Origin of the sequence: Anabaena sp. CCY 9613 (assembly GCF_963920895.1) — a bacterium.
Lineage (GTDB): Bacteria > Cyanobacteriota > Cyanobacteriia > Cyanobacteriales > Nostocaceae > Cyanocohniella.
Window position 1 is genome coordinate 372,481 of sequence record NZ_CAWUDE010000003.1, and the last position, 22,435, is coordinate 394,915.

The 22,435-nt window shown below is 41.7% G+C and carries 19 protein-coding genes and 2 pseudogenes; 5 read left to right on the forward strand and 16 right to left on the reverse strand.

The features are described from left to right. Positions 1 to 41 precede the first annotated feature (41 nt). The 4 genes and pseudogenes from hpsO to glmM all read right to left on the reverse strand — a co-directional run bounded on the left by hpsO (position 42) and on the right by glmM (position 5,541). Complete coding sequence (gene hpsO, locus ACM0OT_RS05410; protein WP_414563370.1) at positions 42 to 1,223, reverse strand: hormogonium polysaccharide biosynthesis glycosyltransferase HpsO; 1,182 nt, start codon at positions 1,221 to 1,223, stop codon at positions 42 to 44. A 27-nt stretch (positions 1,224 to 1,250) separates the two neighbouring features. After that, positions 1,251 to 2,251 (reverse strand): annotated as a pseudogene (hpsN, locus tag ACM0OT_RS05415) (hormogonium polysaccharide biosynthesis glycosyltransferase HpsN). A gap of 88 nt (positions 2,252 to 2,339) precedes the next feature. Then, positions 2,340 to 3,989 carry a hormogonium polysaccharide biosynthesis protein HpsL gene (gene hpsL / locus ACM0OT_RS05420; RefSeq protein WP_414563372.1) on the reverse strand — a complete coding sequence of 550 codons (1,650 nt, stop codon included), beginning with the start codon at positions 3,987 to 3,989 and terminating at the stop codon, positions 2,340 to 2,342. A 79-nt stretch (positions 3,990 to 4,068) separates the two neighbouring features. Continuing rightward, entirely contained in the window at positions 4,069 to 5,541 is a 1,473-nt protein-coding gene (gene glmM / locus ACM0OT_RS05425) for a phosphoglucosamine mutase (protein ID WP_414563374.1), read from the reverse strand. A 545-nt stretch (positions 5,542 to 6,086) separates the two neighbouring features. Between glmM and ACM0OT_RS05430 the strand changes: the two genes are divergently transcribed. The 3 genes from ACM0OT_RS05430 to ACM0OT_RS05440 all read left to right on the forward strand — a co-directional run bounded on the left by ACM0OT_RS05430 (position 6,087) and on the right by ACM0OT_RS05440 (position 8,524). After that, entirely contained in the window at positions 6,087 to 6,803 is a 717-nt protein-coding gene (locus tag ACM0OT_RS05430) for a heme oxygenase (biliverdin-producing) (RefSeq protein WP_414563376.1), read from the forward strand. 187 nt (positions 6,804 to 6,990) lie between these two features. Next, a complete protein-coding gene (cobW, locus tag ACM0OT_RS05435) occupies positions 6,991 to 8,031 on the forward strand; it encodes a cobalamin biosynthesis protein CobW (RefSeq protein ID WP_414563378.1) in 1,041 nt (346 codons plus the stop codon). Positions 8,032 to 8,053: 22 nt separating this feature from the next. Beyond that, on the forward strand, positions 8,054 to 8,524 hold the full coding sequence (locus ACM0OT_RS05440; protein ID WP_414563380.1) for an ABA4-like family protein: 471 nt from the start codon (positions 8,054 to 8,056) through the stop codon (positions 8,522 to 8,524). A 33-nt stretch (positions 8,525 to 8,557) separates the two neighbouring features. Here the strand turns inward: ACM0OT_RS05440 and ACM0OT_RS05445 are convergent, their stop codons facing one another. Next, a complete protein-coding gene (locus ACM0OT_RS05445; protein WP_414563382.1) occupies positions 8,558 to 9,313 on the reverse strand; it encodes a Crp/Fnr family transcriptional regulator in 756 nt (251 codons plus the stop codon). Between the two features lie 45 nt (positions 9,314 to 9,358). Then, positions 9,359 to 10,750, reverse strand: coding sequence for an amidase (locus tag ACM0OT_RS05450; RefSeq protein WP_414563384.1), 1,392 nt, complete (start codon positions 10,748 to 10,750; stop codon positions 9,359 to 9,361). A gap of 228 nt (positions 10,751 to 10,978) precedes the next feature. On the opposite strand from ACM0OT_RS05450, the gene ACM0OT_RS05455 reads away from it, so the two are divergent. Then, the gene (locus ACM0OT_RS05455) at positions 10,979 to 12,469 is read left to right on the forward strand and encodes a hypothetical protein (protein WP_414563386.1); all 1,491 of its coding nucleotides are present in this window, start codon (positions 10,979 to 10,981) and stop codon (positions 12,467 to 12,469) included. A gap of 24 nt (positions 12,470 to 12,493) precedes the next feature. Here ACM0OT_RS05455 and ACM0OT_RS05460 read toward each other — a convergent pair whose 3' ends face one another. The 3 genes and pseudogenes from ACM0OT_RS05460 to ACM0OT_RS05470 form a co-directional block, all read right to left on the reverse strand. After that, a complete protein-coding gene (locus ACM0OT_RS05460) occupies positions 12,494 to 13,114 on the reverse strand; it encodes a Uma2 family endonuclease (RefSeq protein WP_414563387.1) in 621 nt (206 codons plus the stop codon). 76 nt (positions 13,115 to 13,190) lie between these two features. After that, the gene (gene map, locus ACM0OT_RS05465) at positions 13,191 to 14,018 is read right to left on the reverse strand and encodes a type I methionyl aminopeptidase (protein ID WP_414563388.1); all 828 of its coding nucleotides are present in this window, start codon (positions 14,016 to 14,018) and stop codon (positions 13,191 to 13,193) included. Positions 14,019 to 14,144: 126 nt separating this feature from the next. After that, positions 14,145 to 14,657, reverse strand: a pseudogene (locus ACM0OT_RS05470) (plastocyanin/azurin family copper-binding protein). 37 nt (positions 14,658 to 14,694) lie between these two features. On the opposite strand from ACM0OT_RS05470, the gene ACM0OT_RS05475 reads away from it, so the two are divergent. Further along, positions 14,695 to 14,889 carry a hypothetical protein gene (locus tag ACM0OT_RS05475; RefSeq protein WP_414563389.1) on the forward strand — a complete coding sequence of 65 codons (195 nt, stop codon included), beginning with the start codon at positions 14,695 to 14,697 and terminating at the stop codon, positions 14,887 to 14,889. Between the two features lie 59 nt (positions 14,890 to 14,948). Here the strand turns inward: ACM0OT_RS05475 and ACM0OT_RS05480 are convergent, their stop codons facing one another. The 7 genes from ACM0OT_RS05480 to ACM0OT_RS05510 form a co-directional block, all read right to left on the reverse strand. After that, on the reverse strand, positions 14,949 to 15,377 hold the full coding sequence (locus ACM0OT_RS05480) for a VOC family protein (RefSeq protein WP_414563390.1): 429 nt from the start codon (positions 15,375 to 15,377) through the stop codon (positions 14,949 to 14,951). A gap of 28 nt (positions 15,378 to 15,405) precedes the next feature. Then, a complete protein-coding gene (locus tag ACM0OT_RS05485) occupies positions 15,406 to 15,555 on the reverse strand; it encodes a hypothetical protein (RefSeq protein WP_414563391.1) in 150 nt (49 codons plus the stop codon). Between the two features lie 25 nt (positions 15,556 to 15,580). Continuing rightward, positions 15,581 to 16,576, reverse strand: a complete 996-nt coding sequence (locus ACM0OT_RS05490; protein WP_414563392.1) for a DUF1517 domain-containing protein — start codon at positions 16,574 to 16,576, stop codon at positions 15,581 to 15,583. Between the two features lie 225 nt (positions 16,577 to 16,801). Next, positions 16,802 to 18,997, reverse strand: a complete 2,196-nt coding sequence (locus ACM0OT_RS05495) for a tetratricopeptide repeat protein (RefSeq protein WP_414563424.1) — start codon at positions 18,995 to 18,997, stop codon at positions 16,802 to 16,804. 69 nt (positions 18,998 to 19,066) lie between these two features. Next, entirely contained in the window at positions 19,067 to 19,492 is a 426-nt protein-coding gene (locus tag ACM0OT_RS05500; RefSeq protein WP_414563393.1) for a hypothetical protein, read from the reverse strand. 131 nt (positions 19,493 to 19,623) lie between these two features. Continuing rightward, a complete protein-coding gene (locus tag ACM0OT_RS05505; RefSeq protein WP_414563394.1) occupies positions 19,624 to 21,780 on the reverse strand; it encodes a polyribonucleotide nucleotidyltransferase in 2,157 nt (718 codons plus the stop codon). 102 nt (positions 21,781 to 21,882) lie between these two features. After that, entirely contained in the window at positions 21,883 to 22,428 is a 546-nt protein-coding gene (locus tag ACM0OT_RS05510; protein WP_414563395.1) for an N-acetyltransferase family protein, read from the reverse strand. Between the last annotated feature and the right edge of the window lie 7 nt (positions 22,429 to 22,435).

Sequence of the window (22,435 nt, forward strand, 5' to 3'; positions counted from 1 at the left end):
TTCTTTGCGCTTTTGCGCCTTTGCGTGAACTTTCTTAAAACTTATTTCACACCGCCATCAACCAACTCTCGATAAAACGCCAACTGCTGCTTTGCCAAAGCCTTATTAGTATATTCAGCCATTGCTTTTTGATAACCCATTTCCCCAATACTCTGAGCAAAAGCTGGCTTTTCCATTAATTGCAATAAACAATTAGCCAATGCTTGGGAATCACCTTCAGGGAACACCAAACCAGCATCACCAATTACATGAGGAATTTCTCCAGAATCCGAACCAATTACGGGAACTTGACAAGCCATCGCCTCAATTATTACATGACCAAATTGTTCCTTCCAACCCACAGAAGTTAAGGTTTTGAACTCGTAAGTCGTTTCTGAAGGCAGTACCAACGTACTCATTAAATTAATATAACTAGCAACTTCATCATGAGGCACACTTTCTATAAAAATCAACTGTTCGTAAACATTATTTTCCCTAGCAATTTTGATTAATTCATCTTTTAGTTCTCCCCTACCTAAAAGTAATAATTTCCAGGATTTATTTTGTAAAATTATTAATGATTTTAGTAAAGTTAATAAACCCTTCTCTGGCACGAAACGCCCCACAAAACCCACAACAAAATCATCTAATTTTAGACCCAATTTAGCCGCCAACTCTGGTTGAGATTTGGGAGTAAACAGTGTTTCATCTATACCCAGTTGTGGCATAACTTTAATTGGCCCGTCATAACCTCTTTGTTGGAGAATCTCTGCCCCATCTTGATTACCAGTAATAATGCCGTGACTATGCTTAAGGTTATATTTTTCTAATAAAGCAACTGGTAATTTTAGTGTATATGGCAAATTCCACCAAGTAAAAAATATATTTTTCGCCTTCAATCCTAATAACTGATTGAGAAAAATCATCTGAGAATAAGACAATCCTCTAGATCCTTGTTCTACTTGGATGATATGGGGACGAAACCGATTTAATAAAGATATTAAATCAGTACCAAAAGTCAGCAATGCTTGATGATTTTGACTAAAATTAGTAACTGGAACGATTTTGAAGTTACCTTCATCCCGGTATTGAGTTGCAATAATTTTATTTTGTACCCCTCCAGGTTTCCAAGTTTTAGGTACTACAACTGTGACTTCAATATTGGGTTCTAATTGAGCTAAAGCACGTAATTTTTCACAGTTGAGATCCACAATATAGGAGTGACTAGCAACTAAGATTTTCATATTGGGTAATTATTTAGTTGTTCACTGTCAGTTATTCTTGATTAATGACTGATCCAAACGAGTATAAATTTGACCATCATTCCAGATTGATTGAATAATAGTACCTAAAGCTTTGACAAAACCCAAAGTATAGAAAATAGCACGAGTGGCAACTTTTATAGGTGAACCACTTTTATTACAAGGCGGCCGTCCGAGGACGTGACAATCAAATAAACGGGCATATAGCCGCAAAGCCTGAATAGGATTGAGGTTTTTTAGCGCCATTAAAAAATGATTGTGATAGAAGGTGAGTTGATACTTGAGCGATCGCATACTAATATCATGACAACCCCCAGTTTCTTCCCCTAAATGGATTAAATAAGCCTCTGGGTCATACCAAATCTTATATCCCGTCTGTCGTAGCCGTAAACAAAAGTCTGACTCTTCGCGCACCGCACTACCGCGAAACCTTTCATCAAACTTTAGTCCATATTTAGTAAAAATTTCCCGGCGAAACGACATATTGCAACCCCTGGCTGTGAGTACTTGCTGGGGTTTGATTGTGTGAACTAAATCAATATGATACCAAGCGATTCCTGGGTCCATTGCTTGGGGAGGCAAATATTCAATCTGTAAATCTCCGCCAGAATCACTTAACTTACCTCTGTCAAATACCCTTCCAGCCACCGCCCCCACCTCAGGATGTTGTTGATAGTTTTTGGCATGGGCTGCTAAAAATTCCGGAGTTAATTTGACATCATCATCTCATCATCAATAAATAAAATTATTTCACCAACTGAGCGCCGCACACCATAATTACGTGCGCCCGGTAAACTCGCCCACTCGAGGCGAAACCATTTAATTTTACCTGCTGCTGTGGTTTCTTCTAAATAAGCTTGAACTTCTGGTTGATGGTGGGGAGATTGATCTACTACCAAAACTTCAAAGTTGCCATAATCCTGATTCAGGACATCTATAATACTGTCTTTGAGTATTTCTTCTCTCCCGTAGGTGGGGATAATTACGGAAATCAAAGGCAAATCATTCATGTGTTTTTATATAAAAATAAATTTGCGGTTGATCATAAAATTATCGGCTGTTGTCATTTGTTTTCACCTGCTATAAAAATAAAATCCCTTAAACTTTGAAGTGTAAAGTTTTTTTCTTAGTTGGTTCTCCAGTTGCGGCATTTTGATTTTCTTGCTTCTCTAGTACTGGCAATTTAAACAGTACTCCAGCAAAGAACCAATAGTATACAGCTACCGGATCGACATCTAAAGGATAATAGTAAGTGTTGTAGCTAATAAACAGTATAAACACCCACATAGCTGCACCGTAAGTGCGGAAATTACGGTTTTTGATGGAACGATACGTTTTAAAGGCAGTAATTGTCAGGGTGGTCACCAAACCTAAAAATCCCAGTACTCCCAGAATACCGACTTCCCATAGCACCTTAGGGTAGTATGTTTCCACCAGTTTAGTTGAACCCAAAGCACGCGCAGAGTTAGTTGCTCTACCCAAACCACTACCTATGGGACTAGCGACATTTTTCCAGTTTTCCTCAAATTGCTGGACGATAAACTCTTCTGGTGGTGAAGCTTCCCAACGACTAATAAAACTATCTGTTCGCTCTTGTACAACTTCTGGGTTACTGACCATCGCAATTCCCAACATGAGAGCCAGTCCCACGCCCATGGGAATAAAGCGTTGCAGGTTACGAACTTGTCCAGTAAGCAGTAGCAAAATAACGAAGCAGACGGGGACTAAAGCTAAAGCAATTCTCTGCCCAGAGATCACTGAATTAATAAAGACTGATACTAAAGAACCTAAACCTAACAGTCGCCAAAGAAGGGAGGGGTCAGTGAACCCTGTTGCAAAGGCAAAAAAGGTACTAGAAATCAAAAACCATGCCCATTGCCAAGGCGCGACAAATGTCCCTGGTAGGCGAATTACTCCCTGGCTAGGGCTATAGAGTAGGGAACCACCAAAATAACACCTGGCTTCTAATGTGGCTCGAAATAAGTCATTGCCTGTGGCATTTCTCGTACCTTCACATACTCCCGTTAGTAGTAACAAGTATTGAATAAATCCCAGGACACAACAGGTGAGGATGAGGACAATTTGTAGACGGGATAAAAATAAAAAGTCTTTTTTATCACGAATTAAATAGTAAGCACAACCAATTAATGGTACATAACCTAAAAATACTTTCAGCCCCAGAATACCCATCCCTATAGGCATTTCATTGGGTGGTGTTTGAAAAGGTCTTAGAGGAGGAGGGTTAAACTGTTGTCCACCATTGATAAATATGAGTGTTAACAGGCACAGACCTAATAAAATAAATAGTGGTGTTCTAATCGCTTTGTTAGGTATTAAAGGTAAATTCTTTTGGCGACAAGATTGCCAAAAAGCAATCAAAGCCGGAATATAAAAAGCATCTTTAGCTAATTGCAGGACGGGACTATTACCGATGTAATAGGTGATGGTACCCCCAAAGGGCATATAAATGAGGAAAGCGAATAAGGCTTGGCGGGGATATTTGTAGGAAAATGACAATATTAGAATTGCCAACACACCAGGAACAGCTGTTTTAATTCCACCTACGAAAAAAAGGATAATGCCAAAGAAGATACTAGCAAAGCCAGATGCCGTCAGTAGGGTGGTAAATTCTTGACGTGCTTGGGCTGCTTTACGCTTTTGGGCTAACCGTTCTTTGAGACTAAGAGTAGGAACTTCCTGTTTCTTTTGTTTTTTGGCATTTTTCGATTTTGGCTTAGTTTTCGGCATATTCCAGGATGAAATGATAGATTTGGGATTTGAGACTGGTAATTAATCCCAAATCCGGTTCTCCCAAATCCAAAATACCTTATTGTGCTAAATGTTGCTGGACTTGAGAGACTAATTCATTTGTCCAGTGGTTAGCTAGTTCGGCATTAGCGGCTTCTACCATGACTCGAATCACTGGTTCTGTACCAGAAGCCCGGACTAAAATTCTCCCAGCATCACCCATTGCTGTTTCGGCTTGGGCGATCGCTTGTTGTAAGGGTTCACAATTTTGCCAATTCAAGCGGCGATCGCGATCTACCACTCGCACGTTCCGCAATAATTGGGGATAAGTCTCAAAGCTTTGCTCTACCATTTCGCCTAGAGAAACACCAGATGCTTTGACTAAAGCTGCAATATGTAAAGCCGTTAACAAGCCATCACCAGTAATTCCGTAATGACGGCAAAGGATATGACCAGATTGTTCACCACCCAGCATTCCCCCAGTCCGCAGCATTTCGGCTTGTACGTATTGGTCACCGACGGCTGTACGAATTAATTGACCACCCTGGGTTTGCCAAGCTCTTTCAAAGCCTAAGTTGGCCATGACGGTGGACACAATTAAGTTATCTGGTAGTTGTTGCTGTTGTTGTAACTGAAGTCCCCACAAATAAAGAATGTAATCGCCATCTACTGTCCGTCCAGTGTTATCTACAGCTAAAACGCGGTCAGCGTCGCCATCAAAGGCAAAACCCAAGTCGGCCTCATGTTCCCGGACTGTAGCTTGCAAAATATCTAAATGTGTAGAACCGCAGTCAACATTGATGCGATCGCCATCGGCTTGATTATGTAAACAAATGACCTCTGCTCCCATTTCTGTAAATACAGATGGCGCTAACCCAACTGCTGCACCCCAGGCTACATCCAAAACAATCTTCATTCCCTGAAGACTTACCTGATTTTGCAAAGATTGTTTTAACGCTTCACCATAATTACTGATTAATTCCCCACGGGAGTAATGTCGTCCACAGACATTGATACTACCAGAAATTGTCTGGCCGCGTAGTCCTGCTTCAATTTCTGCCTGCAATGCTGGCGATAATTTAGCACCATCCGCCCCAAAAATTTTAATTCCATTGTCTTCTGGTGGATTATGACTAGCAGAAATCATGACTCCACCTACAGCATCAGTGATGCTAGTCAGGTAGGCCACAGTAGGAGTAGGACATAACCCCAAATACCAAACCTCTAACCCGGCGGCTGTTAACCCTGCACTTAAAGCCATTGCCAGCATATCGCTAGAGTTTCTCGAATCCTGTCCCAGAATTACTGGCCCGATGTGACTAGCATGATTTCGTAAAACTATACCCGCCCAAAATCCCACTTGTAATGCTAAGGGCGCATTCAGTAATTCTCCTACACGTCCCCGAATGCCATCTGTGCCAAACAAGGGATTTGCCGGTAGTGATGCTAAGTTAAGCCCAAAATTGCTATCAAGACTTTTTCCCGATTTATAAGATTCGGATGCCGAATTGCCTCGAATTTCGTTTTGAGTCCGAATTAGAAATGAGACCATAAGTTTACACTCCCCACACAATCAAATTGGAAAATATTACTGTACACGTTAATTCAGCAATTGCATCTGAGATAACTGTTTTTCTGTAATATATACTTGTTTTCTCTTTTGACTATGAGTTTACTAGAACTGTTTTCAGTAATTTTACATAAAACAATCCTGGTGGGTGGTAAATATTTTAGGGGCGAGTAATTTTTGTTGATTTATATAAATTTCAATTTAATTCTTTCCGGCGATAGTTATCAGTGACAACATAGTAATTTAATTGCAGGTTGAAAACTGCAAATATCACCAATAGTAGGCAAGATGAACGAAAAAGCTCTGACTAAGCTCAGGATGAACAAAATTTAATTAAATCACTGACGTAGATCCGCCAATAATACTGAGCCTGGAGAACTTGTAACAAAAATACAAATTCAGCGTACTTAAAAAATTTTAATATAAGTTCTCATCAAATAGTTTTAATGTAACTTTTTAATGGCATTTTTTAGCCATTCGTAACTCAAGACTTCGGCAGTTAACCTTTTAAAGTTGAGAAATTTAGTATGAGCAGCAATTTAGCAACCAAATTACGTCTAGGCACGAAAAAAGCCCATACGATGGCAGAAAACGTAGGTTTTGTCAAGTGCTTTTTAAAAGGAGTTGTAGAGAAAAATTCTTACCGGAAGCTAGTTGCTAACTTTTACTTCATCTACTCCGCAATGGAAGAGGAGATGGAAAAACACCGTGAGCATCCAATTATTGGCAAAATTAACTTTACCCAGCTTAACCGCAAGCATACTCTAGAGCAAGACTTAAGTTACTATTTTGGTGCTAACTGGCGCGAACAAATCAAACTATCGCCAGCGGGTGAAGCTTATGTGCAACGCATCCGCGAAATCTCGCAAACCGAACCGGAATTATTGATTGCCCATTCTTATACTCGCTATTTGGGTGATTTATCTGGAGGACAAATCCTCAAAAACATTGCCGTCACAGCAATGAACCTTTCTGAAGGGCAAGGTACAGCCTTTTATGAATTTGCAGATATTACCGACGAGAAGGCATTCAAAGCCAAATACCGCCAGACTTTGGATGAACTACCCATTGATGAAGCCACGGGCGATCGCATTGTGGATGAAGCCAACTCGGCTTTTGGCATGAACATGAAAATGTTCCAGGAATTAGAAGGCAATTTAATCAAAGCCATCGGTGTGATGCTATTCAACAGCCTCACACGTCGTCGCGCCCGTGGTAGCACCGAACTAGCTACTGCTGAGTAAATTTTGGTCAATCAATTTTTGTAAATACTTGGGGCAACTGCCTTGGGGTCATCTGAAGTTAAACAGGCGATCGCGGGGAAGTTGCCCCTGATGCTGTTTTGGTATCCTGATTTCCCAGATCTGCCGCAATCAGTCAAAATGCAAAGAGATGTAAATTATGATCTCTAGGCAAAACTCTGATTAAACAATGGCTACAAAAATTCCTGTCACAGTAATTACAGGCTTCTTAGGCAGTGGTAAAACCAGCTTAATTCGCCACTTGCTACAAAACAACCAAGGACGGCGGATTGCTGTTTTAGTCAACGAATTTGGCGAACTCGGTATAGATGGGGAGTTATTGAAATCCTGTCAGATTTGCCCCGAAGATGGCGATGATACCAGTAACATTTTTGAATTAACCAACGGCTGCTTATGTTGCACCGTACAGGAAGAGTTTTATCCCACCATGCAAGAGTTAATCAAGCGTCGGGATAGTATTGACTGCATTTTAATTGAAACTTCTGGGTTGGCTTTACCAAAACCCCTAGTGAAAGCTTTTCGCTGGCAAGAAATTCGCGCCGCCGCCACAGTAGATGCGGTGATTACCGTAGTTGATTGTGCAGCCGTAGCCCAGGGAACATTCGCCAGCGATCCAGAGGCGATCGCCGCACAACGGCAGGCAGATGATAGCCTAGAACATGAAACACCATTGCAAGAACTATTTGCAGACCAACTTGCTTGTGCAGACTTGGTGGTATTGAATAAAACTGATTTAGTAGATGCGGCAACAAAAACGCAAGTCGAGGAATTAATTAAACAAGAGTTACCCAGAGTAGTGAAGATTGTGGAGAGCGATCGCGGTAAACTCGATGCATCTATTTTATTAGGATTTCAAGCCGCAGTTGAAGATGATTTAGATAGTCGCCCCAGTCATCATGATACTGAAGAAGACCACGAACACGATGAAGAAATTACCTCAACTCATGTAGTTTTAGATCGCGCCTTTGATCCAGAAAAACTGCAACAAACATTGCAAACACTGGCGAATCAACAAGAAATTTACCGCATTAAAGGCTTTGTAGCTGTGCCAAATAAACCTATGCGTTTAGTGATGCAAGGTGTAGGCACCCGATTTGATAAATTTTATGATCGTCCTTGGCAACCACAAGAAGCCAGAAAAACTAGCTTGGTTTTCATTGGCCGTGATTTGAAATCTTCAGAAATCGAATTACAACTAGTAGCTTTATAATTTGTTTTTTCTCCCCAAATCTATGACAATTACTCAACTATTTAACATTGCCAACATTTTTGTTGTACCCTTTTGGTTATTAATGATTTTCCTGCCTAATTGGAAAGTGACACGGCGGGTAATGGAATCATATTTGCCTTTTGTGATCTTGGCTGGCGCATATTTGTATTTATTTGTCAGCAGTATTACACCAGAAAATGCCCAAGCTTTATCTAATCCTCAATTAGCAGATATTGCCAGATTTTTTGCAGATGAAACAGCTGCTGCTACAGGTTGGATTCATTTTCTCGTGATGGATTTATTCGTTGGTCGTTGGATATATTGGGAAGGACAAAAAACAGGTATCTGGACAATTCATTCTATTGCCCTATGTTTGTTTGCTGGACCTTTAGGTTTACTATCTCACGTTATCACCTACTGGATTACCAAGGTATTTTTTCCCGGTTCACAAACAAGTGAAGCAGTGGCAAAAGAGTCCGTATCATCAAATTGATAATTATTAATACTCCCTGGTAATTAAGCATATTTAAGCCCCTTTCCGCGTCGGAGAGGGGTTGGGGAGAGGTTCTGAGTGAGTCCTAGATAAATCGAGATTTCCAGAAGCGATCGCCTCTAATTTGTCACTATCTAATATCATAATTTTGCCACCCCTACTATAGACGACTACTGACTTTAAAGTTTTAATTAACCGCACACATTCTTCATAAGTAATGCCAATACTCCGAGCCATGCGATAGTAAGATAATTTAACTTTTAAAGTCTTACCTTGGTCACTAATTTCGGTTCCTAATGTGGTAGCAAAATATTGGATTAATCTAGCCAGGCGCACAATTGCTCTTTCCGAAACTAATCCGTGTACTGTTTCATGTAATTGCTGAATCCGAGTGTTAAAAACTATCAACATCCGTAAAGCAATTTCTGGTTGATTTTGAATTGCTTGCAGTAAAGCGTCACGTTGGACGGTGAGAATTTCACAATCAAATTCAGCAGTCACGGTTGCAGGTGAAATACCATTGCCTAAAAGTGCAGGCGCAGCGAAAATTTCCCCAGCAGTTAGTCCCCGTAAAATGGTTTCTTTCCCTGTGGTGGCTATTTTGGTAACTTGAATTGAGCCACTAACAACAGCATATAACTTTGCTGGTAGGCGATCGCCTTCATGCAGGACAATCTCTCCTTTACTGTATTTTTGCACCTGGGCGTAAGGTTGCAATTTTACCTTGTCTGCTGTTTCTAAACCGGCAAAGACAATAATTTGTGAGAGCTGTTCTAAAGATGGTTGCATCAAAAATCCCACTCCGCAATTCCCCCAATCCCCACTCCCTGTGTCTTACAACGCCGGCCGATGTTGAATCCAAGGATTAGCTGCTTCGATTTGTGCTGCGAGGCTGATTAACGTGGCTTCGGCGGCGGGTTTGCCAATTAGTTGCACACTTATGGGTAAACCATTACTATCAAAGCCTACAGGAAGGGCGATCGCAGGTTGTCCAGTAGCGTTAGCACCAGGACAAGGTGCTACCCAACGCATAATTTTAGCGAATGTCTCTTCTGGACTTAAATTGGCCCATTCTCCCACACGGATGGGTGAATGCAGATAAACTGGCAATACCAGCACATCTACGGTATCGAAAAATGCCACAATTTGTCTAGCTACTATTTGCATTTGGGAAATTGCTTGTAAATACTCTCCCACGGAACCTGTACGTGCCAACAAGAAACGATTTACTGGCTGTAATGCTTCCGCCGGAATGCCTGATGCTGCTACCCCAGCTTGCCAAACGACTTGAAATGGTTCTACTAAACCGCTGAAATCTGGGCATTTCTCTTCAACTGTGTGCCCAAATTGTTCTAATAATTTGACTGTTTGTAATACGCCTTGCTGACAATTAGCGTCAGCTTCTCCTAAGGGAGGAATATTCGTACTAAAGGCAATTCGCAAATTACCGAGTTTTTCTTGAGTAGCAGCGAGAAATGATGGTTCTGGATCGGGTAACCAGTAAGGATCACCTGTAACGTAGCCAGACATAACATCTAATAAAGCCGCCGCATCTGCTACAGTCCGTCCGATGGGCCCATTAGTCGCAATCCCCGCCACGCGATCGCCTACCGGTGCATGAGTAACTCTACCTCTGGAGGGTTTGATCCCCACTAAACCACAGCAAGCCGCAGGCCCCCGCACTGAACCCCCACCATCAGAACCTTGAGCGATCGCACATAATCCAGCGGCTACAGATGATGCTGCACCACCACTAGAACCGCCTGGGGTGTATTCCAAATTCCAAGGATTTCTAGCTGGGGGAAATCCCGTAGGTTCAGAGTAAGGAAAGGAACCAATTTCTGAGGTGGCGGTTTTACCCAGAATAATAAATCCGGCTTGTTTAATTCTAGTTACTACCCCATCGTCATAGTTAGAGATATTTTGCATTAATGCTGGATTGCCGTAGGTACAGGGTACACCTGCTACAGCATTCAGGTCTTTAATGGAAATCGGTACACCAAAAAAGGGTGGTAATTCTGAGGTAGTGGAGAGTGTTTCGGTTTTGGCTTTAGCATCTGCGATCGCTAAGTCTGCTGTTACCGTAAAATAACTTCCCAATTGGGGATTCAGCAATTGAATTCGTTCTAAATATAATTCCACCAACTCTAGCGGCGACACTTCCCGATGACGAATTAGGCGCGCCAACTCTAATGCTGGGGTAAAAGCTAAATCAATTTTATTCATAGGTTAGTTGATGGTGATTGTGTCTGCTGCTGAAATTTTTAAACGGCAGTTGTTACTTTATTGAAATTTTCGGGCATTATGAACCTTAGTAGATCCTGAAAATTGTCAATCAATCAGGAAGTTGAGATTTAATAGGCGAGATTTAAACTTTTACTCAAGTTATCAACTCGCTGCATAGTCATTTTAATTGTTTCACATAAACTTTTGACAAATCCCCACGGGATATTTATGACTGATTTAGACAAAAATCTTCATGAACTGCCAAAACTCGTTTCTAGCCTCAAGCTGAATCTTGGTACTTCTCATGAAATCATGCAACAAGTTGTTTTAGTTAATAATATTCAAAATGAACTACATAATATTCAACAAATTATTGCTCAAGAACTTAAACTCATAAAACTTAAAAATAACTCTGTTGCGACCCTTCCACGTCTGGGTACAGTAGCCACTTTGTTTTTTTCTAATATTGATTTAGGAGATACAAAGATTAATGCCACGACAAGATATATTACAGCAAAATTTGGCAAGCCAGAAAAAGAAATATCAATTAGTGACTTACAAGCCAAAATTGATGGTTGGATTGAATGGGGTGATTTTATTCAGGTAATTTCCGCAGACATTTTAAGTGATACTCAGTTAGTAAATCAACTAAATGCGGATATTAATCATTTCAGCTTACCTACACAAATTAAAAATATTCACGAAAGCCTCAAAATTAACTTAGCTTTTACAAAGCCTAAAATATTACAGCAACAAATTCAACAAATCAGCAATATTCATCAAGAGATATTACAAGTACAGCAAAGAATAACTCATGTCATCACTACTATTAAAAATAGTCGTAGTTTATTAAATATACTTATAGGTATATCATCTTTTTGTGGTAATTCTGGCTTTACCTTAGAATGGTTAGATGATGACCAAGAATTGATTATCTCTAGTGATGGTAAATTTCATGAATTAACAGATATTTTAAATGACTGTGAATTATTACAGCAAGAAATTGATCCTTTAATTATCAAAATTAACGCTTTAACAAAGCAGGCAGAACAATCACTGAAAAAGGTTGACCAAAAAACTGAGCAAAAACCAGTTATTAATCATGAACAAAATAATGTAGTACCCAAGATTGCCTCACAAAAAAAATTCCATTCGACTTTTATCATTGCTTCAAGTTTAGTAATTTTAAGTTTTGGTAGTTGGATGATGAAAAACCAAATATCATATATGCAAAAAACAGTTAAGAATTCTAATCAAGAAGCAATTGCATCTACCAATTTTAATTCTGCACTCAATCTAGGATTAGAAGCCTCTGCTTTAGTACAAAATCCCCCACTCCCCCTTGAAGTTTGGCAGCAAGCAGAAAGCAAATGGCAACAAGCAATAGACTTGTTAGTAAATATTCCCGAAGGAACATCAGTTTATCCTCCTGCAGCAGATAGATTAGTGCGCTATCGTTTAAACCGGATTGCTATTAATGAAAGAGCATTAAATGAAAAAAAAGCCGGAGAAAAATTAAGAAATGCTCAAAAGTTAGACACAGAAGCTACTTTCTTTGTGAAAAACTCGCCTCAATCTGTTTTAGCTTTACAGCAAGCAAAAAATAAATGGCAAGCAGCCATCAAATTATTAGAAAGTATTCCTCAAAGTACATCTGTGTATCAACAAGCTCAAGAAATTATGCCTATTTATAAAAGTAATTATGCAGCTATTAAGTAAACTAATAATGACAATTAATAATTACTAATTACTGTCCACCTGCAAAATTTGTTCCGCCGTCAAATTTAAACCTGGAAATGCTAACGATTCAATTTTATCGCTACCTCTGAACTGGCTAACTTGATACTCACCTTCAACCAGTTGGTAAACAGAAACAGTGGGTTGTTTAGGGTTACCGATAAATTTCCGTCCCCCTAAAGCTAGGTAGTCCACCACCCAATATTCCGGAATCCCCATTTCTTCGTAGTCGGCTAACTTCTTGTAATAATCATCTCGCCAGTTAGTACTTACTACTTCAATCACCAACGGTACAGATACACCTTGAGTAATAGTTGATTGTTTTTTCCATAAAGGTTCATTGGCCAAGTTAGCACGGTTCAATATCAAAACATCCGGTAAATAAGCTGATTCGCTTTCAGGTGGTTTGACCAATGCTTGTTTAGGGATAGTATAGGGAAGATTTAGCCGTTTAATCTCCGCAGATACTTCTAGTGTTAAAAATCCTCCAATATCTTCATGTTTTCCTGATGGTTGTGGCATCTCAAAAATTACCCCATCATGTAATTCATATTGTTTACCTTCAGGCTTCCACTCCAAAAACTCTGCGTAGGTTACTAGTTTAGGCTTGGGTATGGCTTGAGTCATAAAACTTCATCTAGTGCATTCGATTAATGAACTACTCCCACTAAACTGACAATAGCGGGAGTTTCCCATTTCATAATTAAACTTTCGTGCGGTCTGTCAAAATTTCGTAACCAGTTTCCGTTACCAAAACTGTATGCTCAAACTGTGCTGATAGTGAATTATCTACAGTTACCGCTGTCCATCGGTCAGATAATATTTTTGTGTGCTTAGAACCTGCATTTAAAATTGGTTCAATAGCTAAAGTCATCCCCGCACGTAGTTTGACATTTGGCATTTCGCGCGTACGAAAGTTGAAAACTGAAGGTTCTTCGTGTAAATTCCGACCAACACCATGTCCGGTAAATTCTTCTACTACACTAAAACCATGAGCTTTCACATGGTCTTCTATTGCCCCTGCGAGGTCAAGTAGGTAAGCACCTGCTTTGACTTGTTCAATCCCTTTAAAAAGAGATTCTTCCGCTACACGAATTAGTTTAGCCGCATCTGGAGTCACTTCACCCACGGCAATAGTAATGCAGGAATCACCGTGAAAACCTTGATAAAAAGCGCCCGTATCTACTTTTAAGACATCCCCAGTCCGAATTACTTTCTTAGGATTTGGGATACCATGCACTACTTCATTATTAATACTGGCGCAAATAGAACCTTTAAAGCCGTGATATCCCTTAAAACTTGGTGTAGCATCCATTTCGCGGATACGTTTTTCGGCATAAGCATCCAAGTCAGCCGTGGTCATTCCAGGCTTAACCATCTCAGAAATTTCTTTAAGAACAGTAGCCACAATTTTTGCTGACTGCCGCATAATTTCAATTTCTCGCGGCGATTTAATTTCAATCCCTCGGCGCTGTTTTTTTGCAGGTTTCGGCTGAGTTTTTTGAGCAAGCAAGTTACTGAGAATGTTCATGGGGAATTAATAATTACTGGCGCGTTACTGCTATGGTCGCAGTATTTTTTCTTATATTTACGTTAACTTATTTTTGCCACATCCTTTGTCTGTGGGGGACTAGAGGCTAGGGGCTAGGAAGTTTCCCTAGTTTGCGATCGCAATTTCACCCTTCATTCCGGCTTCCGTATGACCAGGTATAGAACAGTGCAAGTTGTAATTTCCTTGTTTCATCGGCACAAACACCCATTCTGCTTCTGCACCTGGCTTGAGTTCTAGTTCGTGAATGGCACCTTTGACTTCTACTTTGCCAGCTTGGACTTTTTGTGTCCAGATGCCATCAGCAAAATCTTTGGCCGTGAAATAATGCTTCAATTGGCTGGGATTATTCAGGCGCAGTAAATAACGTTTACCTGGGACAAATTCCAAATGATCAGGTTCAAACTTGAGTTCGTTAGCAGAATTACCTAAGCTAATTTTAATTTCTGTAGCAGGTTATTTCAGTACATCTTCTGCTAAATTAGCCGCGATCGCCGGATTAGCAATGGTTAAACCCAGGCATAGCAACAAACACAATACAGTAATTTTCCCCAGTAGTTGTAGCCTAGTGGCTAAAAAAAGGTATAAATTTTCGGGATTTCCTGTAAATAACGCCTTCATTGTTATCAATAGCCTTAATAAAAATTATGGTGGCAAATTGCCAAAAAACCGCTTTACCCATTCACCATTATTCACTCGGTGTGCAACATTTGCTGGGACACAACTTTTTTCCCAAGTATGGCTATTTTGGGTAGCTCCTATCTTGGGTGCTATTGTGGCAGGATGGCTCTATTTAAAAGTCTTTAGTGAAACACCTGTAGAGGCACAACGAAACATCGAAGAGCTAGTCTAGTTACGCTCAAAAGCTATCTCGGTTAGGACCACTGGTACTTAATATTTACGAGTATACAACTAACCGAGTTTAGCCAAACAGCGAATAAATTCCAAGGGTAAACCATCAGTATCAGCAATAAAAGCGACTTCCCAGATGCGATCGCCTATTTGCTGTTGTGTTGGTTCTAAAAGTATCTTTAAGGGTGGTAAGTCTGCCACTGAGGCCATCTGTGCTTGTAAACTTGTCAACCAACTAGGCAAGTCTGATGTGATGTCAGTTAAATCAAAAGACAGATGATAATACCCCACATAATGTTCATCTGCAAAAGCATCCGGGGCTGGTTTGGGTTCTGGAATTTGGATTAATTCAATTCTACCGCTCAATCCTTCCATCCAGCAAGCCAGGGTATAGCCTGTGGTGAAGCGTTCACACATTGTAAACCCTAACTGTTCATAAAAGGCGATGGCCTGATGAATATTCGCAGTGCGTATAGAAACATGATGCATAGTTTAGCTGCAATTTTCGGCAATTTAATCAGGCAGTGCGTGGCGGAGCCAGTTGACTAAACTGGCGTGGGTTTCCCCATCCACTGCTTTTGGCGGTTTTACCGACTTGAGGCAAGTGGCGTTCCGTAGCAACTGCCTTATAACCGTTAATGGGATTGTCTTTGAACTGTGGAAACACAAAGGACTTGAATTGTCCACACTTCTTAAACCAGCTTTAAATCAGCATACTCTGCCAACACATCATCAGAGGTTAAAGTATCGCCTTCCGCTTGGGGAGTCCAAAGCACTTCAATTGCTAAAAGTTGTTCACCGGACATACCACCAATTTGTCGTAAGGCTTGACGTAAGTCATCAGCGCTGTTGATTTGGGGAATTTCAAATTTACCCAATGTCGCTGCTAACAGAGTGACAATAATGTATTCTCCGGGGCCTTGACTAATCAGATTAGTTGGATTGTCTATTTCATCAGCCGCAGTTAAAGCATCTTTGCTGAGGGCTGCTTTGAGCTGGTTGTTGACATTAGACAAAGTTTCTTCGCTAAATTTGCTGCGTTCTGCTAAAGACAAACGATTAAACTGAGATTCAGCTGAATTCAATTTGGCTTGTTGCGTGCCACCACCCGCATATACCCAATATTCTGGATGACGAAGCAAAGCTAGACTAACTTCTTGTAAAACTTCGGCTCTGCCTTCTGGAGAGTTAGTGTCAGCAGTTTCAGCTATTTTGTTGAGTTCGGGTTGCAAATCACGAGCTTGGGCTAATAAACCTACTTGCAAACGAGTCACAGACACAGCAGGGTTGCTGCTATAGCCTATTTCTTCTCCTTCGCCATTGTTAACACGACGGAAGGTTTGCACTAGGAAGTTGGCGATCGCAAAGAAAATTAAGATGGAAAATAAGCCACCAAATCCTCCGCCAATACCCCAGAAGGGAATCAAGAATGGAAAACCAAAGCCACCACCACCAGGATAATATCCACCACCACCAGGATAATATCCACCACCACCACGAGGTGCGTAGGTACGAGGTGTGTAGGTGCGGCTAGAAGGCGCTCTAAAACCTCCACCGCCACCAATGCGACCACCACTACGGGCCGCTAGCGCGCCATCAGCATGACTCAGTGCCAAAGTTAACACTAAGCTGAAGACAAAGAAAATTTTGAAAAGGGGTTTGATGGTTTGTTGTAGTTTTTTACGCATAACACAGGCACTGAAAAAGTGATATTGTTTATGATTGCTGACAAAACTGGTAATACTTTTATGTTTGCTGCAATAATGCCAGTCTGTAACAAGTCAGTGAATTTTAATCTTCATCTTTCGCTACATCTTTAATTTAACGTGTCTTATATTGGTTACGCAGCAAGCTTAGGGGGGATTTCTGTTGTAGATAACCGTACCTCAAAGATGACTGTGATTGATAAATTTTTACTGTTGTGAGTTGAGAGAATCACGCAAATTGGCTAAATTCTCACGCACTCTCACAGTATTAGGATGATTCCCTCCTAAACTTTGCTCGAAAATATTCAAAGCTTGGAGATACAGGGGTTCGGCTTGGTCATACCGTCCTTGAGAATAGTAGAGTTTAGCCAAGTTGTTGAGGCTTTGGGCGATATGGGGATGATTGTCTCCCAACAGGCGTTGTCTGAGTTCTAAAGCTTGGAGAAACAGGGGTGTGGCTTGGTCGTACTTTCCTTGGGTGCGGTAGAGTTCTGCCAAGTTGTTGAGGCTGGTGGCGACTGAGGGATGATTGTCTCCCAGCAGGCGTTGTCTGAGTTCTAAAGCTTGGAGAAACAGGGGTGCGGCTTGGTCGTACTTTCCTTGGTAATAGTAGAGTAATGCCAAGTTGTTGAGGCTGGTGGCGACATGGGGATGATTTTCTCCTAGCAGGCGTTTATATAGTTCTAACGCTTGGATATACAGGGGTGTGGCTTGGTCGTACTTTCCTTGGGTGCGGTAGAGTTCTGCCAAGTTGTTGAGGCTGGTGGCGACTGAGGGATGATTGTTTCCCAGCAGGCGTTTATATAGTTCTAACGCTTGGAGAAACAGGGGTGTGGCTTGGTCGTACTTTCCTTGGGTGTGGTAGAGTAATGCCAAGTTGTTAAGGCTGGTGGCGACATCGGTATGATTGTTTCCCAGCAGGCGTTTATCGAGTTCTAACGCTTGGAGATTCAAGGGTGTGGCTTGGTCGTACTTTCCTTGGGTGCGGTAGAGTTCTGCCAAGTTGTTGAGGCTGCTGGCGACATCGGGATGATTTTCTCCCAGCAGGCGTTTATCGAGTTCTAAAGCTTGGACTAACAGGGGTTCGGCTTGGTCGTACCTTCCTTGGGATTTGTAGAGTAATGCCAAGTTGTTGAGGCTGCTGGCGACATCGGGATGATTTTCTCCCAAGCGGTCTTTTGCGGTTGATAAACACTTTTGTGTCCAAGGTTCGGCTAGAGTATACAAGCCTTGTCCTTCATAGAAACTGCCCAAGCCGACGAAAGGCCAAATCAAATTTTCATCACTGACGTATTGAATGAGATGATCTGCTACTTCAGCTAGATGAGGTATGGCAAGAGAAACAACGTTAATTTCCTCAAGGGTAGGAGTCTGAGGAATTTGTTTAGCAACTGCTACCATTACCTGACAAAGCGATCGCCTAATTTCCTCTGCCTGTTCTAAACCTGTAAGCTTATATTGGAAAAATTCCCGCAGCAGTGGATGTAGTTGATAAATTTCCTCACCTTTGCGCTGGAGTAAATGCAGATTCACTAACTTATCGTCTCGAATTTCCTCTAATTCATCCTCATCTTTCTCCGATAAGCACTGTTTTACTAAGTTCCAGGGTATGGGTGCAGATGCAAATAAACTGAGTAAATAGCCTAATTGCTTATCCTCTTCTGCTAATTCCTGCCAACTCAACTCAAAGGCGGCTTTTATTCCCCGTTGTGCTGTCATATCTGCTTCTGGGTTGACAGTTGCAGGTTGTTCTAGTCGCTTTTCCTTTAATCGCCCCATCATTTTCGATAGGGACAAATCTTGTTTTTTCGCCAAATATCGCCCCACCAACTCTAAACCCAAAGGCAAATACCCCAGCCATTCGCACAATTGATTTGCTATATCTAATTCTCTTTCAATTCGCTCTGGTGTTTCTGTCAGCAAAGACCGCAACAACTCCAACGCTGCATCTGGTTGTAATACATCTAAAGGTAATTGCTTGATGGCTGCACCCAACTTTTGGCGCGTAGTCATCAATACTTTAAATCTGCAAGATACGCCCTGTAGATAAGGTTTGACTTGCTGATAATCTGTGACATCATCCACCACTAACAGCACATCACCCTCACGCCAATTCCGCCAGCAGTATTGTACTTGTGCAGATAAATCAAACTCTTCTGGTGGGTTTAAATCAACGTGAGTTCTGGCAAACTCTACCACTTGAACGCCCACATCCTCGGCTTTCGCCTGTAACCAGCAAATTCCACCTTTGTAGACTTCGTGCTGATTCCTGGCATATTGCAAGGCGAGTTCTGTTTTACCCAGTCCACCCATTCCCGCAATTGCTGCAATGGCGACTTGGTTATTTTCCTGCAAAAGTTGGTGGAGTTTTTGTAGTTCTTCATCACGTCCCACAAATTTCACCACACCACTCAGGGGTAAATTTTGCGGTATATCTTTTGACTTGACCCCTTTGTCTTGGGGCGACTGTAGTCAAAAGATATTAGTCCCACTAAAAGTATTTCCCTGAAAGACGTTTTTAATCGATTCAGCTAACTTGGTGGAATTGATGACACTTGATGGTTGTGAGTTAATGTCATCTGCTAACTTTTGGACTTTTGGTGCTACTTGGGGGTCAGCGTTAGCAGCTGCTTCTACATCCCGCACTGATTCGGCAATTTCTGTGTCTGTATCGGCTACTGCTTTCAATTCCAATACCGCTTGACCGTAATCTAGCGGTGGCTGGGGGTTTTTCTCTGCTAACCAGGTGAGTTTATTTTTATCGCGTAGCTGTTTAACTAACTTCTGACTTTCTGTTAATGCAGCTTCCCCTAGCTTTTCGCCTGTTTTTTCTAAGGCTTTAGTTAAAACTATTGTAGCGATCGCAGTTGCTACGGCTGTTAAGGTTACTGGTTCCATAAATTTAGTAATAATCCGAGATTATACTTATGTTCCTCAGTTTAACAGTTCCTCAATAGCCGCGACTTTAGTCATTTTTTAATTAAGACCGAAGCGGATTTTAGATAAAAAATCTAAAATCCCCAATCGATTTATCGATTCACAGCCGCTGCTTCTCGCGCCGCAGTCGCCTGATCGGGATGAATACCCAAACGTGTGAGATTAATTCGTCCTTTATTGTCAATTTCTCGCACCTTGACAATAACTTCATCTCCCACGGCTACTTCATCCTCTACTTTGCCAACCCGGTAGTCAGCTAGTTGAGAAATGTGGATCATGCCTTCTTTCCCAGGCAAAAATTCCACAAATGCACCAATTGGGATTATTCGCGTCACACGTCCTACATAAACATCACCTTCATGTAGTTTGCGAGTCATACCCTGAATGATGTTGCGGGCTTTCTTGGCCTTGCTTTCATCCAACGCCGAAATTGTTACAGTCCCATCGTCTTCGATGTCAACTTTCGCACCAGTTTCTTCAGTGATTCCCTTAATGGTTTTGCCTCCAGGCCCAATGACTAGACCAATCATGTCTGAATCAATCTTGATTGTGAGCAGACGTGGAGCATAGGGTGAAGTTTCTATGCGTGGTTGTTCGATGGTCTGAAGCATTTTCTCCAGAATGTGCAACCTGGCTGATTTAGCTTGGTGAATAGCTTGGGCGATGACATCCAAAGACAACCCTGAGATTTTCATATCCATTTGCAGGGCAGTAATACCAGTGTCTGTCCCCGCAACTTTGAAATCCATGTCGCCTAAGAAGTCTTCAATCCCCTGAATATCTGTCAGCACTCGCACTTCATCGCCTTCTTTAATCAAACCCATTGCTGCACCACTAACGGGTTTCAGAATGGGTACACCGGCATCCATTAACGAAAGGGTGGAACCGCACACCGAACCCATAGAAGTGGAACCATTGGAAGAAAGCACTTCGGAGACGACCCGAATCACATAAGGGAATTGTTCTTTTGGCGGTAGCACAGGGATTAGCGCCCTCTCTGCTAAAGCACCATGACCAATTTCGCGTCTTCCTGGGAAACGCATAGGTTTGGTTTCTCCAACAGAGAAAGGAGGGAAGTTGTAGTGATGCAGATAGCGTTTAGATTGGTCTGTTTGCAGGTCATCGTTGAGGTTTTGAGCATCTCCGGGAGTTCCCAGGGTGCAAGCGGATAAAACTTGGGTTAGTCCCCGGTTAAATAAACCACTGCCATGAACGCGTTTAGGTAAAACACCAACTTGACAAGAAACAGGGCGCACTTCATCTAGTTTGCGACCATCAACACGCACATTGTCGTCAACGATTTGACGGCGCATGAAGTGCTTAGTAATGTCTTTAAAAGTATTACCAAGTGCCTTACTGTTTGCAGTTGCAGCAGTACGGACTTGATCTTCTTCTGGTAATTCGGCGATCGCCAGAGAAATTTGTTCTTTAACAGCATCCAAAGCAGTATCGCGTTCGGCTTTGCTGTATTCAAATTGAGACAGAATTTTCTTAATCTCATCGCTGGCGCGATCGCGGATATAATTCTGTAGCGTTGGGTCTTCCTCTGGTGGTGCTTCTTGCACTACTTGCAGACCCAATTCTGCTAATAAATCTAGCTGCGCTTGAATTAAATCTCGCACTGCTTCGTAACCAAAGTCAATTGCTTCAATAATATCTTGCTCTGGCAACTGATTGGCACCTGCTTCCACCATGATTACACCGTGGGGTGAACCGGCTACTATCAGGTCTAAATCACCGTTTTCGGTTTCTGCATAGGTGGGGTTAATAATGAAATCATCTCCCACTAAACCTACTCTCACGGCTGCCATTGGCCCATTGAAAGGAATTTGGGCCATGAGGGTGGCAATGGAAGCACCAGTCACAGCTAGGACATCAGGTGGTACCAACTCATCCATCGACAGGGTAAAAGCAATAATTTGCAAGTCATCTCGCAACCATGAAGGGAACAAAGGCCTCATGGGGCGGTCTATAAGACGGCTAGTAAGAATTGTTTTTTCTGGTGGACGGCCTTCTCTCCGCATGATTCCTCCGGGAATCCTACCTGCGGCATATAGTCTTTCTTCGTAATCTACTGTTAAGGGAAGAAAATCAATGCCTTCTCTGCCCTTTGCTCGCGTAGCCGTCACCAAAACGGATGTATCCCCTGATTCTATCAAAACTGACCCACCAGCTTGGGGAGCTAGTAAGCCTACTTTCAGTCGAATATCCCTACCATCGAAGGATATTGACTTATCAACTTCTGCCATTCAGTTTTTTTTCCTTCTATGTTCGCTATTCTCTCTCTGTGGCAATCCTAACATTTATGCCCTAAGGCTGACTTCTAGTACATACAAAGTTGAACAAGTCGTTCAACCCAAAGAGCGATAAAATATCAGCGCGTCTACTACTTGCCCATCAGCTAGCTTGGCGGCGCGCGGAATTTGCCCAATGATCTTAAATTCTAACGATTGCCAAAGCTGAATTGAAGGTATATTAGTTTCAAAGACCAAATTGAACATCACCCCTTCGTAGCCTAGGTTTGCTGCTATCTCCAGCATCGCCTCGCCCATAAACCGTCCTATACCCTGACCGCGTAATCCTGGTTGTACAATAAAACCAGCGTTGCAAACATGGCTACACCGACCTGGAAAGTTGGGTTTTAAATAAAATCCCCCTAGCACCTCTTTTGGCTGGTGTGTAGTTTCCTCAACCGATGCCCTAACCACGAAGGCATCTTGGTTCAACCAGTAAGTTGCAAATTCTGCCTGAGATAAAGGTTGATTTTGGGGATAAGTTTTACCTTCAATAATCACAAGATTTAGTAATGAATTTACTACCTCCTGCTCTTGAGGATGCATATAATCTAGTTCTACTGCCAACCCATTTTTGAGAATTTTATAAAATGGCAATTTCATTATTAAT